At 59.0% G+C, this 17,514-nt stretch carries 15 protein-coding genes and 1 tRNA gene; 5 read left to right on the forward strand and 11 right to left on the reverse strand.

What is annotated here, in order from left to right; all coding sequences use genetic code 11:
• Positions 1-65 precede the first annotated feature (65 nt).
• The 5 genes from ACA065_RS24395 (at position 66) to pstB (ending at position 8,908) form a co-directional block, all read left to right on the forward strand.
• On the forward strand, positions 66-5,021 hold the full coding sequence (locus ACA065_RS24395) for a hemagglutinin repeat-containing protein (protein WP_497691874.1): 4,956 nt from the start codon (positions 66-68) through the stop codon (positions 5,019-5,021).
• Between the two features lie 171 nt (positions 5,022-5,192).
• Positions 5,193-6,209, forward strand: coding sequence for a phosphate ABC transporter substrate-binding protein PstS (gene pstS, locus ACA065_RS24400; protein WP_497691875.1), 1,017 nt, complete (start codon positions 5,193-5,195; stop codon positions 6,207-6,209).
• A gap of 55 nt (positions 6,210-6,264) precedes the next feature.
• Positions 6,265-7,260: a phosphate ABC transporter permease subunit PstC gene (gene pstC, locus ACA065_RS24405; RefSeq protein ID WP_497691876.1), complete on the forward strand. Its 996-nt coding sequence runs from the start codon at positions 6,265-6,267 to the stop codon at positions 7,258-7,260.
• On the forward strand, positions 7,257-8,129 hold the full coding sequence (pstA, locus tag ACA065_RS24410; RefSeq protein ID WP_497691877.1) for a phosphate ABC transporter permease PstA: 873 nt from the start codon (positions 7,257-7,259) through the stop codon (positions 8,127-8,129). The genes pstC and pstA overlap by 4 nt, the downstream gene beginning before the upstream one ends.
• Positions 8,129-8,908 (forward strand): phosphate ABC transporter ATP-binding protein PstB, encoded by a 780-nt coding sequence (pstB, locus tag ACA065_RS24415; protein WP_497691878.1) that lies wholly within the window; start codon positions 8,129-8,131, stop codon positions 8,906-8,908. Before pstA ends, pstB begins: the two co-directional genes overlap by 1 nt.
• A 171-nt stretch (positions 8,909-9,079) precedes the next feature.
• Here pstB and ACA065_RS24420 read toward each other — a convergent pair whose 3' ends face one another.
• The 11 genes from ACA065_RS24420 to ybgC all read right to left on the reverse strand — a co-directional run bounded on the left by ACA065_RS24420 (position 9,080) and on the right by ybgC (position 17,501).
• Positions 9,080-10,114, reverse strand: a complete 1,035-nt coding sequence (locus ACA065_RS24420) for a hypothetical protein (protein WP_497691879.1) — start codon at positions 10,112-10,114, stop codon at positions 9,080-9,082.
• Between the two features lie 360 nt (positions 10,115-10,474).
• Positions 10,475-10,550, reverse strand: a tRNA-Lys gene (locus ACA065_RS24425).
• A 63-nt stretch (positions 10,551-10,613) separates the two neighbouring features.
• The gene (queC, locus tag ACA065_RS24430) at positions 10,614-11,291 is read right to left on the reverse strand and encodes a 7-cyano-7-deazaguanine synthase QueC (protein WP_497691880.1); all 678 of its coding nucleotides are present in this window, start codon (positions 11,289-11,291) and stop codon (positions 10,614-10,616) included.
• A gap of 1 nt (position 11,292) precedes the next feature.
• Entirely contained in the window at positions 11,293-11,940 is a 648-nt protein-coding gene (gene queE, locus ACA065_RS24435) for a 7-carboxy-7-deazaguanine synthase QueE (RefSeq protein ID WP_497691881.1), read from the reverse strand.
• A gap of 165 nt (positions 11,941-12,105) precedes the next feature.
• Entirely contained in the window at positions 12,106-12,939 is an 834-nt protein-coding gene (ybgF, locus tag ACA065_RS24440; protein WP_497691882.1) for a tol-pal system protein YbgF, read from the reverse strand.
• 6 nt (positions 12,940-12,945) lie between these two features.
• A complete protein-coding gene (pal, locus tag ACA065_RS24445; protein WP_003209827.1) occupies positions 12,946-13,446 on the reverse strand; it encodes a peptidoglycan-associated lipoprotein Pal in 501 nt (166 codons plus the stop codon).
• A gap of 55 nt (positions 13,447-13,501) precedes the next feature.
• The gene (tolB, locus tag ACA065_RS24450; protein ID WP_205900072.1) at positions 13,502-14,782 is read right to left on the reverse strand and encodes a Tol-Pal system beta propeller repeat protein TolB; all 1,281 of its coding nucleotides are present in this window, start codon (positions 14,780-14,782) and stop codon (positions 13,502-13,504) included.
• A gap of 17 nt (positions 14,783-14,799) precedes the next feature.
• Positions 14,800-15,873 (reverse strand): cell envelope integrity protein TolA, encoded by a 1,074-nt coding sequence (gene tolA, locus ACA065_RS24455; RefSeq protein WP_497691883.1) that lies wholly within the window; start codon positions 15,871-15,873, stop codon positions 14,800-14,802.
• Entirely contained in the window at positions 15,873-16,325 is a 453-nt protein-coding gene (gene tolR, locus ACA065_RS24460) for a protein TolR (RefSeq protein ID WP_161630238.1), read from the reverse strand. Before tolR ends, tolA begins: the two co-directional genes overlap by 1 nt.
• A gap of 23 nt (positions 16,326-16,348) precedes the next feature.
• Positions 16,349-17,044, reverse strand: a complete 696-nt coding sequence (tolQ, locus tag ACA065_RS24465) for a protein TolQ (RefSeq protein WP_048727035.1) — start codon at positions 17,042-17,044, stop codon at positions 16,349-16,351.
• A 1-nt stretch (position 17,045) separates the two neighbouring features.
• Complete coding sequence (gene ybgC, locus ACA065_RS24470) at positions 17,046-17,501, reverse strand: tol-pal system-associated acyl-CoA thioesterase (RefSeq protein WP_497691884.1); 456 nt, start codon at positions 17,499-17,501, stop codon at positions 17,046-17,048.
• Positions 17,502-17,514: the final 13 nt, after the last annotated feature.

Here is a 17,514-nt window from a genome sequence, read left to right on the forward strand (position 1 = left end):
CACCACAGCAGCGTTGCAACGAACAACGCACGTCGCGGATCAGCCAACACAGAGCGAATTTACTTATGCCGACTACCACACACACGTTTCACCTTTCCCCTCAGGGCAAACTGCGCTGGGCCATCGCCAGCCTGTTCCTGCTGCCGCAGCTGGTGCTGGCCGGTGGCGTGACCGTCGTCGAAGGGCCTGGCGGCACGCCGCAACTGCAAAACCAGGGCGGCGTGCCCATCGTCAACATCGTCGCGCCGAATGCCGGCGGCCTGTCCCACAACCAGTTCCTGGACTACAACGTCGACCGCCAGGGCGTGGTGTTGAACAACGCCTTGCAGGCCGGCCAATCGCAACTCGCCGGGCAACTGGCGGCCAACCCGCAGTTCCAGGGCCAGGCGGCCAGCGTGATCCTCAACGAAGTGGTCAGCCGCAATGCCTCGGCCATCAACGGCGCCCAAGAGATTTTTGGCCGCGCCGCCGATTATGTACTGGCCAACCCCAACGGCATTTCCGTGAATGGTGGCAGCTTCATCAACACCCCGAATGCCAACCTGGTGGTGGGCCGCCCTGAGCTCAACGACGGCAAGCTGCAAGGCTTGAACACGCGCGATGCAAGCGGCCAACTGACGGTGCACGGCCAGGGCCTGCAAAACGGCGCGGGCTCCATCAACCTGATCGCGCCGCGCATTGACAGCGATGGGCGCCTCAGTGCCCGTGATCAATTGAACCTCACCGTGGGCCGTAACCAGGTCGATTTCGCCAGCGGCCAAGTGCGCCAGGTCGACCCGGCCAGCAACACCCAGGACCAGCGCATCGACGCCAGCCTGTTTGGCGCGATGCAAGCCGGGCGCATCAATATCATCAGCACTGCCGAAGGTGCCGGCGTGCGCGTGGGCGCCGTACAAGTGGAAGGTCGCGACGGGGTGAAGGTCAGCTCGGCCGGCGACCTCGCTATCAGCGGCCAGGTCCACGCCAACAGCCTTGAGGCCACGCGCGCCGGCGTGCACAGCCGCCAGGGCGATGTCGACTTGCACAGTGCCAAGGACTTGAACCTGGCCGCCACCGACGTCAGCGGGCGCAACGTCAAACTCGACGCCAGCCGCAACCTGACCCTCAGCAGCCTGGAAAGCCGCAAGCTCCAGGAAAAGCGTGAACAGTGGAACAACAGCAACTTCCTGTTCACCTATGAAACCTATGAGCGCACCACCAGCGACCAGGACTCGCGCCAGCACGGCAACAGCGTCGTCGCACAACAGAATGCCGCGCTATCGTCCGGCGCCAACACCACGATCACCGCCAGCAAGGTCGAAGCGGGCGACGCCTTGCGCGTCAACAGCGGCGCCGACCTGCAGGTGAACGCCACCACCGAAACCCATGAAACCCGCGATCAGGGCAACCACCGCAAGCACCTGTGGAAAGCCAATTGGGATAAGTCCAACCGCGAACAACGCAGCGTCACCAGCAGCCTCAAGGCCGGCAAGACGCTGGACCTGTCCAGCCAGCAAAAACTGCAACTGCAGGGCGCCGAGCTGAAATCGGCGGGCGATATCCAATTGGCCGGCCGTCAAGTGGACATCACCAGCGCCAGCCGCACCCAGAGCAGCAGCGACAACGCCTACTCCGGCGACCTCACGGGCGGCAGCTTCTTTGGCAAGCATGGCGACGGCGACAAGGGCAAAACCTTGAACACCGGCAGTAAGGTCAACGCCGACGGCAAGCTGATCGTCAAGGCAGACGAGGTGCGCATCAGCGGCAGTCAGGCGCGTGGCGGCCAGCAAGCCAGCGTGGTCAGCGACAAAGGTTCGCTGGTGATCGACGGCGTGCAAGACACCTCCCACGACAACAGCTACAGCAACGACAGCAAGTTCTTCGGCATCGCCAAGGATGAAAGCCGCAAGAACCTCAAGGACAGCACCACCGTCGCCAGCAACCTGCGCTCGGACAGCAACCTCACGCTGCAAAGCGCCAAGGACCTCAACGTCAGTGGCTCAACAGTCTCTGCCGCGGGTGAACTGCACGCGCAGGCCAAGGGCGATATCAAGGTCGCTTCCGCTGAAAACACCGCCCTCAACACCACCCGCACTCACACCCGTGGTGTTGATGGCTACGCCAAGGAAACCGCCGCCGGCAGCCGCCAATATCGGGCGGGTGTCACCTACCAGGATCAACAGCAAACCCGTAAGACCGACACTACGAAGCAGCAGGCTTCCAGCCTCAGCGGTGGCAGCCTGGCCGTCACGGCGGGTGGCGATGTGAGCATCAAGGGCTCCGACCTCAAGGCCACAAAGGGCGATGCGAGCGTGAGTGGCAAAAACGTCGAGCTGTTGGCGGCGCATGACAGCACACGCAACGAAACCGACAAGACCACCACCGCTGGCGGCGTGTACTACACAGGCGGCCTGGACCGGGCCGGCAATGGTGCTCAGTTCAGCCATCAGAGCAGCAATGACACCAGCAACAAAACCACCGCGCAAACCAGCAACGTGGCGGCGACCGGCACACTGACGATCAACGCCGGCAACACCCTCGCCAGCCAGGGCGCACAGGTCAAGGCCGGCTCCGGGTTGCAGGTCAACGCGGCCCAAGTCGATAACCAGGCGGCGCATAACACCGAGACCAGCACCCACAAGGAGAATGGCTGGACTGCTGATGTCGGCGGCAATCTCGAATACAAAGGCATTACTCGGCCCATCGAAAAAGCCGTCGAAGGCGTGGCCCAGGCCAAGTTCCATCAACCCGGTCTGCTGGATGCATTCGAGCAGCCGAATGTCGGGCTCGATGTCGAAGTCGGCCATACAAACAAGACCCGCACACAACAGGACAGCACCGCCGTGGTCAGCCAGTTCAGTGGTGGCACGGTGCAGGTCAATGTCGCCGGCACGTTGCACGATGAAGGCACGCACTACCGTGCCACTGAGGGCGGGCTGAAGATCAATGCCGGCGAGCACCTCGCCACCGCCGCCGCCAACACCCACAGCAGCAGCGAGCAAGGCGTGGACGCCAAGGTAGGCGTGCGGGTTTACACCACAACCGGTGAAGACTTGAACATACGTGGCAGCGGCACCGGCGGCAGCAGCGATGTGCGCGAATCCAGCAGCACGGCGGTGGTCGGCAGTTACACCGGGGCGCAAGGCGTGAACATCGAGACGCAAGGCGACGCGCGTTATCAAGGCAGCCAGTTCAACGCAGGCCAGGCAGGCGTCAACCTCAAGGCCGGTGGCGATTTGGCGCTGAACCAGGCCAACGATACCCAGAGCAAAACAGACAACAGCCTGCGCGGCAGCGGTTCATTGACCCTGGGCACGGCACCGGGCACCAACGGTACGAACATGAACCTCGGTGCCGGCGTGCAACTGGATAACAAGCGCCTGGACACTCAGGACAGCCAGGCGCGGGTCGCGACGCTTCAGGGCAACGGCCCGATTCAGCTCAGCAGCGGCGGCGACATGACCCTGCAAGGCACTCAGGTCGGCAGCAGCACCGCAAAGGCCGGTGACATCAGCCTCAACGCCGGCGGCAAGCTGAACCTGCAAGCGGCTACCGACACTCACGTGAGCAGCGGCAGCAACCTGGGCGGCGGCCTGACGGTCGGTGCCGGCAAAACCAGCAGCGCCGAAAGCAGCGGCACCACCGGCAGCCTGAGCGCCAACGTCAACATCGGCAAAGTGGCCGAAAACGACCTGGGCGTTACCGTCGGGCAGTTGCACAGCAACGGCAACGTCACCCTCGCCAGCGGCGCCGACGCGGCGGACGCCATCCACCTGCAAGGCACTCAAGTCGTGGCCGACAAGGTCAACCTGGCGGCGCAAAACGGCGGCATTCTGCAAGAGTCGGCGCAATCGACCCAGGCCCATAACAGCTGGGGCGTGACCCTCGGCGCAGGTGGCAATGGCGGCAAAACCAGCCTGGCCGACGCCGGTGAGCACGACACCCCCAAGACCCAGTTCGGCATCAATGCGCGGGTCAAGGTCGACGTGGACCACCAGCAAGGCAGCACTGAGCACGACAGCCTGATCAAGGCGAACAAGGTGGTGATCAACAGTGCCGGTGATACCCATCTGGCCGGCGCGCGGATTGAAGCGCAGCAGGTCAGCGGCAAAGTGGGCGGCGACCTCGTCGTCGAGAGCCGCAAGGACCACGTCAGCAGCACCCAGGTCAACGTCGACACCCGGCTTGACGTCGAGAAAAACCAACCCGGCGTGGTCGACAAACTGGCCAAGGCCAGCGGCCCGCTCAAGGACAAGGTGCAAGCCAAGGCTGAGGGCGCGTTCGACAAGCACCGCGAAAAGCTCGAGAACGCCGTCGACAAGGGCACCGAGCACCTGGCCTCGGCCAAGGACAGCGTGGTCAACAGTCTTGGCAACGCCAAGGAACGCCTGGGCGAAAAACTCACCCGCAGCGCTAGCTACGACGTGAACCCCGAGCCCCGTGGCGCCTTCGGCACACGCGTGGATAAAGCCAAGGCTTACTTGGCGGACAAAAAGGAGGCGGTGGGCACTCGCCTGTCCAATCTCAAGGAAAAGGTCTGGCCAAAAACCACTGACAGCTACGCCGTCAGCGGCAAGAACACCACCGGCAACTCGGTGGCCAATACCGCCCAAAGCGTGCTGTTCGGCGACAAGAGCGGCGATACCACGTACACCCCGACGTTGAATCTGGACGTCAGCCATGTGGTGAAAGACAGCGTCACCCAGGCCTCGGGCATCCGTGGTACTCAAGGCGTCAATTTGCAGGTGAGTGGCGAAACACGCCTCACGGGCGCCCAGATCAGCGCAGACCAGGGCAAGGTCGACCTGGGGGGCTCCAAGGTAAAGGCGACGACACTGGCCGGCAGCGACTACCGCGCGGATGTGGGGCTGAACCTGTCGAAGTCACCGGTCAACCTGGTGCTGGGCGCCAAGGACGAATTGACCCGGAAACAGGACGACGCCACGCGTAAGGATCAAGCCATCAACCTTGGGCCGCTGCGGGTCGGCGGGCACAGTGATAGCCAAGTGTTGCAGGCCGGGATCGAGCAGAGCATCAACTAAGTCGCACGGCGGCGGTGGACGTGGGCAACCTGCGTTCACCGCCGCAAACATTTCTAAATGTTTCTTCATAAACCCAAACCGTCATTAAACAGACATATCTCAGGAATTAAATCGTCACGTCTTAGACAGGTGGACCTATCCACTTACCCCTTCCCTTGAGGTGTTGTCGTGATGTTGCCGACTAAAAAAAGTCTGTCTGTTCTGTTCGCTGCCCTGTGCTTGAGCGGCGTGGCCCACGCCACCGACGTTACCGGTGCCGGCTCCAGCTTCGTCTACCCGGTGCTGTCCAAGTGGTCGCAGGACTACAGCAAGAATTCCAGCAACCGCATCAACTATCAATCGATCGGCTCCGGCGGCGGCATTGCCCAGATCAAGGCCGCTACCGTTGACTTCGGCGCCTCCGACGCCCCGCTGTCAGCCGATGAGCTCAAAGCCGGCGGCCTGGGCCAGTTCCCCAGCGTGATTGGCGGCATCGTGCCGGTAATGAACGTCGAGGGCGTAGCGGCTGGGCAATTGAAACTCGATGGCGATGTGCTCGCGAAGATTTTCCTCGGTGACATCAAGGCCTGGAACGACCCGGCCATCGCTGCGCTCAACCCGGGCTTGAACCTGCCGGTGGCGAACATCACCGTGGTGCACCGCTCCGACGGCTCGGGCACTTCGTATAACTTCACCAACTACCTGGCCAAAGTCAGTGACAGCTGGAAAACCAAGATTGGTTTCGGCACCACCGTGCCGTGGCCGGTTGGCGTTGGCGGCAAGGGCAACGAAGGTGTTTCGGCCTACGTGAAGCAGATCAAGAACTCCATCGGCTTTGTGGAATACGCCTACGCGCTGCAGAACAAAATGACGTACGCCCAGTTGAAGAACGCATCGGGCAAATTCGTCAAACCTGACGCCAAGGCCTTCCAGGCCGCCGCGGATACCGCCGACTGGGCGAATGCCAAAGACTTTAACTTGATCATGACCAACGCCCCAGGCGAAGGCGCGTGGCCGATCACGGCGACCACCTGGATCATCATGTACAAGCAGCCGAAGAATGCTGAGCAAAGCCAGGCGGCGTTCAGCTTCTTCAAGTGGTCGCTGGAAAAAGGCCAGCAACAGGCAGCGGCACTCGACTATGTAGCACTGCCGGACTCCCTGGTGTCGCGAATCGAAGGTTACTGGAAGTCTGACTTCGCCAACTGATTCGCCCTACGACCGCCTTGCGCAGTGATTGCGCAAGGCGGTGAGCACATCTGATATGAACGACATCGTCTACCCGCAGGTTTTAACGACTCACGCAGGCGACACACCGGGCGACCGTCGTGCCACCCGCGATCAACGCCACGATCTGTGGTTCAAACGCTCGATGTTCGGCGCCGCCATGCTGGTGTTAGTGCTGCTGGGCGCCATTGCGGCCTCGACCCTGTGGGGCGGTGGGTTGGCCTTCAAGACCTTTGGCTTCGGCTTTATCACCAGCACCGAATGGGATGCGGTAAACAACCACTTCGGCGCTGTGGTGCCGATCTACGGCACTTTGGTCACCTCGTTTCTGGCGGTGCTGATTGCGGTGCCGGTGAGTTTTGGCATTGCGATTTTTCTCACCGAAGTCGCGCCGCCCTGGCTCAAAATGCCGGTCGCGTCGGCCATTGAATTACTCGCCGGCATACCTTCGATCATCTATGGCATGTGGGGCTTGTTCGTGTTCGGGCCGTTTATGGCTGAACACCTGTCGCCCTTGATCAATGACTACCTGGGCGCCCTGCCCTTTGTCGGCTCGCTGTTCCAGGGCCCGCCACTGGGGATCGGCATGTTGACGGCCGGCATTGTGCTGGCGGTGATGATCATGCCGTTTATCACCTCGGTGATGCATGAGGTGTTTCGCAGTGTGCCAACGCAGTTGAAAGAATCGGCCTACGCGCTTGGTAGCACTACCTGGGAAGTGGTGTGGGACATCGTCTTGCCCTACACACGCTCGGCAGTCGTCGGCGGGATCTTTCTCGGTTTGGGCCGCGCCCTTGGCGAGACCATGGCCGTGACCTTCGTACTGGGTAACGCCCAGCAGTTTTCCGCCTCCCTGCTGATGCCCAGCAGTTCCATCGCATCCGTCATCGCCAACGAGTTCAGCGAGGCCTACACCGACCTGCATCGCTCCGCGCTGATCGCCCTGGGCTTCTTGCTGTTTATCGTGACCTTCGTGGTGCTGGCGCTGGCGCGCCTGATGCTGATGCGCCTGTCGCGCAAGGAAGGGTTATGAATGCCAACGAACGCCTGTACCGCAAACGTGCGCTTAAAAATGGCGTGGCCATGTTCCTCAGCTGCGGCGCCACAGCCTTCGGTTTGCTGTGGCTGGCGTGGATTCTGCTGACCACCCTCATCAACGGCTTCCAGGCCCTCAACCTGCGGCTGTTTACCCAGATGACCCCGCCACCTGGCACCGAAGGCGGCTTGGCCAATGCGTTTTATGGCAGCGCATTGATGTCTGCCATCGCGTTGTTGATCGGCACACCTATCGGGCTGATGGCGGGGATCTGGCTGGCGGAGTTCGCGCGGCACTCGCGCCTGGGCACCACGGTGCGGTTTATCAACGACATCCTGCTGTCTGCGCCGTCGATTGTGCTGGGCCTGTTTATCTACACCGGCGTGATCCTGCCGCTGAACCTGCTGACCAATCATCAGGTCGGGTTCTCCGCCATTGCCGGTGCTTTGGCCCTGGCGTTATTGGTGATCCCGGTAGTGGTGCGCACCACCGATGAAATGCTCCAGCTGCAACCCTCGACCATGCGAGAGGCAGCTCTGGCACTGGGTGTGCCGCAATGGAAACTGACGCTGCAGATCGTGTTAAGGGCCGCCAAGGCCGGCGTGGTCACCGGCATCCTGCTCGCCCTGGCCAGGATCACCGGGGAGACCGCCCCACTGCTGTTCACCGCCTTCGGCAACCAGTTCTGGAGCAGCAACCTGCTCAAGCCGATTGCCAGTGTGCCCGTGGTTATCTTCCAGTACGCCATGAGCCCGTTCGACGACTGGCACGCGCTTGCATGGGCCGGTGCATTGGTCCTCACGCTGTTCGTGCTGGTGCTCAGCCTGGCATCTCGCTTGATCCTTTTACGCAATAGGTCTCACTGATGGACGCCACCGGCATTGCTCACGAAAAAACCAAAATCCAGGTGCGTGGGTTGGAGTTTTTCTACAACAACCAACGCTCGCTCAAATCCATCGACATCGATATCCCGGAAAAACGCATCACCGCCATTATCGGCCCCTCAGGCTGCGGCAAGTCCACCTTGCTTCGCGTGTTCAACCGCATCTATTCGATGTACCCGAAGCAGGAAGCCCGTGGCGAAGTGTTGCTCAATGGCGAAAACATTCTCGCCCCCGGCTATTCGATGAACCGCCTGCGCAGCCACGTCGGCATGGTGTTCCAAAAACCAGTGCCGTTCCCGATGTCGATCTACGACAACATCGCCTACGCCGTGCGCCACCACGAAAAACTGTCCCGCCGCGAAATGAACGACCGCGTCGAACAAGCCCTGCGCGGCGGCGCGCTGTGGGATGAGGTGAAAGACAAACTCAACCAAAGTGCGCAGAGCCTCTCCGGGGGTCAGCAACAGCGGCTGTGCATCGCGCGCACCATTGCGCTGCGCCCACAGGTGTTGCTGCTGGACGAACCGACCTCAGCACTCGACCCTATTTCCACCGGGCGTATCGAGCAGTTGATTACGGAGTTGAAGGCGCAGTACACGGTGATCATCGTGACCCACAACATGCAGCAGGCCGCGCGGGTGTCGGACAACACCGCGTTCATGTTCATGGGGGAATTGATTGAGTATGGCAATACCGACGAGGTCTTCACCAAGCCGAAGATGAAGCAGACCGAGGACTATATTACGGGGCGGTTTGGCTGAACCGTTGGCAATGTCTTTTACCACCAGAAAATCCGGAAGCCCGCACTCGCGCGGGTCGTCCGGATTTTATAGGCCCCCACTGTAATAGTGAGGCGTGCGGGGTTCTAACAAACGCCCCGCATTTCAAAAGACAACGGCAATATCGAAAGAAGGGCGTTTCGAGATCAGCGCCTATAACTTTACACCTGCCGGTGTTTCCTCTTTACCAATACCCCGCAAAGAAAACTCTAGCTCCTTACCTACGCCCCCTGCTTTGACAATCTGCTGGTGGCCTACCACCGAGTTTTTGTACCGGCCATATAAACCATTACTTTTAATTTCACCCACTTTGATAGTCCCCGCCTCATCGGTTGTAAAGGGTGCAAAAAAACTACCGCGCGTCGGGGCTATCTGTGAACTTTGATTTATTTTCGAGCCGTACTGCTCGACGAAACCTGTATCCCGGCCGACCAATGCAACCTTCTGATCGACAGATATATCTTTGACATGCTGCTTGGGCTCAGGGTTATCGGGGTCCGTAACATCCTGGATAAAGGCTTTCAACTTTTTGGCGTTCGCAGGATCTCGCTCAACCGTAAGGTTATATTTATTGCCAAATTTAAAGTCTACTAATGTGCTATTGCTGGCGCCCTTTTCGCCATCAAACTCGGCGGTGCCTTGTGACGCTTTGAAGTGTGGGCCATACCCAGAAAAAATAATCAGCGCCTTGCCATTCCCACGTGGCTGCATGCCGATATAGCCGCGACCAAGTGGTGTACCTCGCTCAGTATTAACACCGAACATCATCGCGTAATAAATCCCCGCATCCTTGCCACTCTTTCTTTGAAGGCCTTCGTCGATAGACATTGGAAAGGTGATATTGCTCAACCCAGGGTTGGGCGCAGCAAGTGAGTAGCTCACAGCAAATAAACCATTGGGCGATGTGGCGTCTTTTTTAATTTCGTGTCGTGGATCGCTTACTTTATCAAGTTTTGAAGAATCGCTATTGAGCTTCGGTAGAACAGTTCGTACGCCCGCCTCACCGCTTGTGCGAAAGCGCACGTTTTTCGACGCGATATCACGCGCGGTCAACTGACGGCTGTTGCGATGTGCTTTGTCCTGGTCGCTGTGTTGTTTTTCTGAGACTTCGGCGAACGGTGGCATTTGAGGGAGGACAAACGACTCGAGAGCCGCTTGTGGAAAAAGTTGAGGACGATAAATATCCATGATAGCTAGGCCCTTTTTGAAAAAAGCAATTAACCCACGTTAATCCAGTGCCTATTCATTGGCATGATCACAAGGCGTCCTGTCCAATTTGAATAACTAACGTAAAGCGTGCCTAGGGAACGTCCCCCTTGCTGGACACTGGCTCAGGCTCGTTAATTTTTCATAACGCAACGGTAGAGGGTTGACGCCAAAACAGGCTGTCAGAAAAAGCGCCTGGTGAGCCCGGGGTTTTCCTAAAACGAAAAAGGTCAGTAACTGACAGTCACTGTTGGAGACTCAAGCGCCACCAAATCGCAGGCAAAAAAAAACCCGGAAATCCTCACTTGCGTGGGCCTTCCGGATTTTCTAAACCGCCAAAAATGGTGGGTCGTGTGGGATTCGAACCTACGACCAATTGGTTAAAAGCCAACTGCTCTACCAACTGAGCTAACGACCCGCTGTGTGGTGGCGCGTATAATACTGATTTCTAAGGATTATTCAACACCTTATTTGAAATAAATCAGAAATAACGCGTTGGGTCAGTCATTCCGGCCGCTTGGAAGCCTTCTGCACGCAGTCTGCAGGCGTCACATTTCCCACAAGCACGGCCGGCATTGTCCGCCTGGTAGCAGGAAACTGTCAGCGCGTAATCGACACCAAGCCCTACACCAGCCTTCACAATGTCTGCCTTGGTCATGTTCTGCAGCGGTGCCTGGATACGAAAGCCCTGCCCCTCTACACCGGCCCTGGTGGCCAGGTTGGCCATGCGCTCGAACGACTCGACATACTCTGGACGGCAGTCCGGATAGCCGTTGTAGTCCAGTGCATTGACGCCGATGAAGAGGTCGCGGGCATTCAACACTTCGGCCCAGCCGAGGGCCAGGGACAGAAACACTGTGTTGCGCGCCGGCACGTAGGTCACCGGGATGCCTTCGCTGGGCGCCTCGGGTACGTCGATGCTGCTGTCGGTGAGCGCCGAACCGCCGATGCCATTTAGGTTGAGGCCGATCACCTTGTGCTCGACCACGCCCAGGTCACGGGCGACTCGCGCGGCGGCGTCCAGCTCGGCGCGATGGCGCTGGCCGTAGTCGAAGCTCAGGGTGTAGCAGCTGTAGCCTTGGGCGCGGACCATGGCCACCAGGGTGGCGGAATCGAGGCCGCCGGAGAGCAGAATGACTGCGCGTTTCTCATCGGCCATGTCAGCGCCCCGGTTCGTCGTTCCACAGGTATTTATGCAGTTGCAATTGCAGGCGCACCGGCAGGTTGTCCGCCACTACCCAGTCGGCCAGGTCGCGGGCGTTCAGGTCGTGATGGCTCGGAGAGAACAGCACCTCACCTGCGCGACGGTCCAGGCCGTACTGGATCAGCTTGGAAGCCGCCCAGTCATAATCGTCACGGGAACAGATCACGAACTTGACCTGATCGTTGGCCGTCAGCAGGTCCATGTTCTCGTAGAGGTTACGGTGCGCCTCTTTGGAGCCTGGGGTCTTGAGGTCGACCACTCGGCTGACGCGCGGGTCCACCGCCGAGATGTCCAAGGCGCCGCTGGTTTCCAGCGAGACCTCGTAACCGGCGTCACACAGCTGCTTAAGCAACGGGATGGCATTGGGTTGGGCCAGGGGCTCGCCGCCAGTGACACAGACGTAGCGCGGCTTAAAGCCGGCAACCTGCTCGAGAATGTCGTCGAGGCTGCGCACGGTGCCGCCGCTGAAGGCGTAGGCGCTGTCACAGTATTGGCAACGCAAAGGGCAGCCGGTCAGCCGTACAAATACGGTGGGCAGGCCAGCAGTTCGCGTTTCACCCTGCAACGAGTAAAAAACTTCGGTAATACGTAATGTGTCTTGCATAGTCGCCACGGGCGTAACAGCTAAACAGGCTGTCCGCCTCCGTCAGGCACTTCAAGGGATTGCGCCAACGCGTAAACCCCAGGAAGCGTGTTTCATAAAAGGGCGTGGATTCTAACGAAAAAACCCGCGCCAGGCGCGGGTTTCTTCTAAACGGGAAAGCATCGCTTACAAGCGCTGCAGATCCCGCTGGGCCAACTGGGCAGCGGACGTCCCCGGGTATTGGGCAACGACCTGCTGGAGAATGCCTTTGACCTTGTCGGTATGACCCAGGCGGCGTTCTACGTCAGCGAGTTTGTACAGCGAATCAGGCACCTTGGCATGCTTTGGGTAAAGCTGGCTGACCTTGGCAAACGCCTGGCCTGCACCTTGCAAATCACCCTTGGCCAAGTTGACCTCGCCCAACCAATACTGGGCGTTGCCCGCGTATTGGCTGTTCGGGTATTTGCGCAGGAATGCGGTAAAAGCCTGGCTGGCTTTATCGAAATCCTTGGCTTTGATCAGGTCGAAGGCTGCATCGTAATACAGCTTTTCTTTGGCCGGATCACCCGGTTCGCTGCTGGCGGCAGGGGCTTGGCTTGCAGCCGCGGCCCCCGCCGCTGCACCACCGGCGGCGCTTGGTGCGCCACCGGCAGAAGAATTATCAGGAGTGGCGGCAGGTGTAACACCGGCTCCAATGCGTCGATCAAGATCCTGGTATCGCTCCAGGCCTTCTTGCTTCAGCTGGTTCACTTGATTTTGCAGAACCTCAATCGCGCCTTGTTGCTGCGACAATTGATCCTGCATGCGTTGCAGCTGGTTGAACAGTTCGCCCTGTGCCGAGGGAGCGGACGTAGCCGCTCCCCCAGCATAGGCGCCGTTCGTGCCATAACCCGCTGGCGGATAACTGCTCCCGCTATTGTTATAGCCAGAGTTGCTATCTTCCACAGGAACCGCAGCCCACACCGCGAGCGGTGCGAGGCTGAGAGCCAATACAGTTAGAGCACGACGGCACGTTCGCATGACGAATTACTTACGCAGTTCGACGCGACGGTTTTGAGCCCAGGACTGCTCGTCGTGGCCAGTAGCAACTGGACGCTCTTTACCGTAGGAAACCAGTTCCAGTTGGCCTGGAGCAACACCTTGCAGTACCAGGTAGCGCTGAACGGCTTTCGCACGACGCTCGCCCAGTGCCATGTTGTACTCACGAGTACCACGTTCGTCAGTGTTACCTTCCAGAACAACGCGAGCGCCGTTAGCTTTCAGGTCCTTCGCGTGAACGTCCAGAGCGCGCATGGCTTCTGGTTTCAGGTCCGAACTGTCGTATTCGAAGTAGAAAGTGGTGATAGCGCGCAGAGCAGCTTCTTCGCTCAGGGAGCCGTCAACTGCACCAGTGTTAGCGCCGTAACCAGCGTTTGGATCAACAGCTGCGCCTTCACCGGCATTGTCGCCGCCTTTAGAGGAGCAACCAACGGCTACGGACAGAGCCAGAGCCAGAGCAGCAAACTTACCAAACTTCAGCATTTCCATCGTGAAACTCCTAATGAACCCCAGTGTGTTAAGTACTTCTTTTTGTAGCGCCGCGTCAGTTCAGGTAAGGGGACCAGGATGGTTCTCTGACTTCGCCTTGTGCGGTAGGAAGTGGGAGCCTTACGCGTCCATTAATGGATACGAGCATCAAGACTCCCCGGCCCTGCTGGCGGGTGGCGTAGATTACCATGGTGCCGTTGGGCGCAACAGTAGCTGACTCATCAAGGTTGGTATCTGTAAGGATTTTTACCGTTCCGCGCTGCAAATCCTGGGCCGCAACCCGGAAATTAGTGAAACCATCCTGACGGTGAATCATCACCAACGTCTTTTCATCAGCCGAAAGCTTCGGATTTGCGTTGTAGTTACCGATAAAGGTCACTCGTTCCGCGCTGCCGCCGTTCACATTTGCCTTGTAGACCTGTGGCTTGCCGCCCCGGTCAGAGGTGAAGTAGATAGTAGAACCATCTTTACCCCAGAACGGCTCGGTGTTGATGCCAGGGCCGCTGGTAACACGGCTGATCTGGCGCGAAGCCATGTTCATCACGTAGATATCCGGGTTGCCGTCTTTGGACAGCACGAACGCCAGGCGCGAACCATCCGGAGACCACGCAGGTGCGCCGTTGAGGCCTTCGAAGTTGGTGATCTGCTCACGACGGCCCGTATCGATATGCTGCACGAAAATGCGCGGACGGCGCTGTTCGAACGACACATAGGCAATACGCTTGCCATCCGGTGCGAAGCGCGGCGACAGGATTGGCTCACGCGATTGCAGCAAGGTCACAGCCCGTGCACCGTCGTAGTCCGAACGCTGCAATGTATAACGAGTGTTGTCTACGGAGAAACGCTCAGCCGTTACATAAAGCAGACGCGTCGAGAAAGCACCTTTGATACCGGTGAGCTTTTCAAACGACTGGTCCGAGATGTAGTGCGCCATGTCCCGCAGTTGCTCGGCGGTGCCCGATACGCTGCCGGTCAAGACCTGCTGCTCGGTGGCCACGTTGAACAACGTGTATTGGATCTGCAGACGACCGCCGGCCGGCGTGATGTTGCCGACCATCAGGTACTGCGCGCCCACGGCTTTCCAGTCACGGAACACCACTTCGCTGGCCTGGTTAGGCTGGCTGATCATGTTGCCTTTTGGAATCGGCGCGTAGTAACCGGAGTTGCGCAGGTCGTCACTGACGATCTGAGCCATGTCGTCCGGCAGCACGCTGCCGCCCTGCCAACCGAACGGTACTACGGCGATCGGGGTGGCCCGATCGCTACCGCTGGTGACCAGGATGTTCTTTTCATCCGCCGCCGCTATCCCTGCCATACAGCAAATAACGACAAGCATTCCTCGAAGAAGGTTTCTCACAAGGCTAGATCCTCAGGTGTGAATGTCATCTTGAATGAACGATAGGGAGCGAAGTCGCTTGGTTTCATTCCCTGCATCTCGGTCAACCGGCCAATGTTCTTGACCGCGGCAACCGCCGAACTGTCGAACGAACCGTCACCACTGGACTTGGCCACCGTGACCGAAGTCACCGTACCGTCCGGCAACATGCCGATCTGCAGCACTACTGTCATGCCTTTGCGTGCCGAAGGTGGACGTGTCCAACCTTCTGCTGCCCGTGCCCGAATCAGGTCGTCGAAACTGCCCGCGACTTCATCACCACGTTCATCGGCCAAGGCTTGCTGACGCTGCGGCGTGTCGGAAAGCAAATCTGCCAAGGCCTGGGCCTTTTTCTCTTCGGCGGATTTACGCGCTGCTTCCTGGGCCTTTTTCTTGCTGGCGTCGGCGGCAGCTTTCTTCTTCGCGTCGTCGGCGACTTTCTTCTTCGCCTCGTCTGCTTCAGCTTTTTTCTTGGCGTCTTCGGCGGCTTTTTTCTTCGCGTCTTCGACTATCTTTTTCTTGGCGTCTTCAGCGGCCTTTTTCTTGGCCTCTTCTTCGGCAGCTTTCTTGGCTTCTTCTTCAGACTTCTTCTTGGCTATATCAGCCAATTGTTTCTCTTCGGCTTTTTTAGCTTCGGCAGCTTTGTCGGCTTTCTTGGCTTCATCAGCCTTTTTCGCCTCGTCAGCTTTCTTGGCTTCGTCAGCCTTTTTCGATTCCTCGGCCTTTTGAGCCGCCTCTTCTTTCTTTTGTTCCGCAGCAGCCTTCACCGCTTCCTGCTCGACCTTCTTCTGTTCCATCTGCTCGACTTCAGTCTGGCGCGCAGCCGACTTCTGGGCCTCACCCGCAATCTTCTGATTGGTCTGGGTGGTGGCCTGACTTTTCGATTTCAGCTGATACAGGGTCGCCTGCACGATCGGCTTGGCTGGCGGCAGGTCCGGGGTCATGGCAAAACTGACGAACAGCATGCCAAACACCAGGACGTGCAGGGCAATTGCCCAGACGCTAGGCCAGAAGTAGCTTTCCGAGGCGGACGGCTCTCGCTGTTGCTGCATCAGGGCGCCTCGGTAATCAAGCCAACGTTACCCACGCCGGCCTTCTGCAGGCCGCCCATGGCACCCATGACGGAGCCATAGTCGACCACTTTGTCGCCGCGAATGAACACCTGGGTGTGCTTGCCGCCTTCGTTGCCGGACCGGATGATCTTGGTCACGGCATCGGTCATCTGCGGCAAGGTCATGGCCTTGTCCTGCTGTTTCTGGGTATCGACTTCGCTGCCAAGGTTCCAGTAATAGGTCTTGTCAGCCTTGATCGAAATGGTCAGGACCTGAGTGTTGTTGTCTTGCGGCAAGGCTTCGCTGGAAACCTTGGGCAGATCAACTTTCACGCCCTGATTGAGCATCGGCGCGGTCACCATGAAGATCACCAGCAGCACCAGCATCACGTCGATGTAAGGCACTACGTTCATCTCGGCGACCGGCTTGCGCTTTTTGCGAGCTCGAGCGATTAAAGCCATTGGGAATTACCTGCTTATTCTTCGCTGGTGTGCACTTTACGGTGCAGGATCGCCTGGAATTCATCGGCGAAGGTGTAGTAACGGCTGATCAAGGTTTCGCCACGCGCGGCAAAACGGTTGTAGGCAATGACTGCGGGGATAGCAGCGAACAAGCCGATCGCGGTGGCGATCAGGGCTTCGGCGATACCTGGGGCCACGGTGGCCAAGGTCGCTTGCTGGGCCTGGGCCAGGCCGCGGAAGGAGTTCATGATCCCCCACACAGTACCGAACAGGCCGATGTACGGGCTGACGGAACCCACGGTGGCAAGGAACGGCAAGCTTTGCTCAAGCTTCTCTTCTTCGCGGGAAATGGCGACGCGCATGGCACGGGCCACGCCTTCCATGACCGCTTCCGGGTCAACACCCGGTTGCTGGCGCAGGCGGGAGAACTCCTTGAAACCGGCGCGGAAGATCTGCTCGACGCCCGAATCCGGGTCCGGGTTGCTGCCAGCCTGACGGTACAGCTTGGACAGGTCGATACCCGACCAGAAGCGCTCCTCGAAGCTCTCCAGGGCACGTCGACCGGCACGCAGCAGGTTGCTGCGCTGAAAAATCATGACCCAAGAGGTAACCGATGCGGCTACCAGGATCAGCATCACCAGTTGAACCACAACACTGGCATTGCTGACCAGGCTCCACATGGAGGAATGGTCGACGACGGTAGGTTCCACGCTAAATCTCCTGCTTTGATTGTTTACCCGCGCCGCTTACGCCGGCAAAGGCCGCACGTAGAGCTTCGGGAATGGCCCGGGGTTTCAAACTATTGGTGCGCACACAGGCCACCAGGAACTGCCCCTCACAGAGCAGCGTTGCATCCGTTGCCCGCCTGACTTGCTGTTTAAAACGCAGGCTGACACGGTTCAATTCGATTACATCAGCGCTGACCAGCAACTCGTCGTCCAACCGCGCCGGCGCGTGGTAGCGCGCCTCGCTGGAATGCACGACGAATAACAGATCCTCCCCTGCAAGCTGGGATTGGGCAAAGCCCAGCTCCCGTAGCCGCTCGGTTCGAGCCCGCTCCATGAACTTGAGGTAGTTAACGTAATAAACGATGCCGCCAGCATCGGTGTCCTCGTAATAAACGCGACAGCGATGTGCGAACGACTGATCCCCGTTTTGCGCGCGCATACTCTAGTGCTTA

It is taken from the genome of Pseudomonas sp. LBUM1640 (assembly GCF_059716225.1).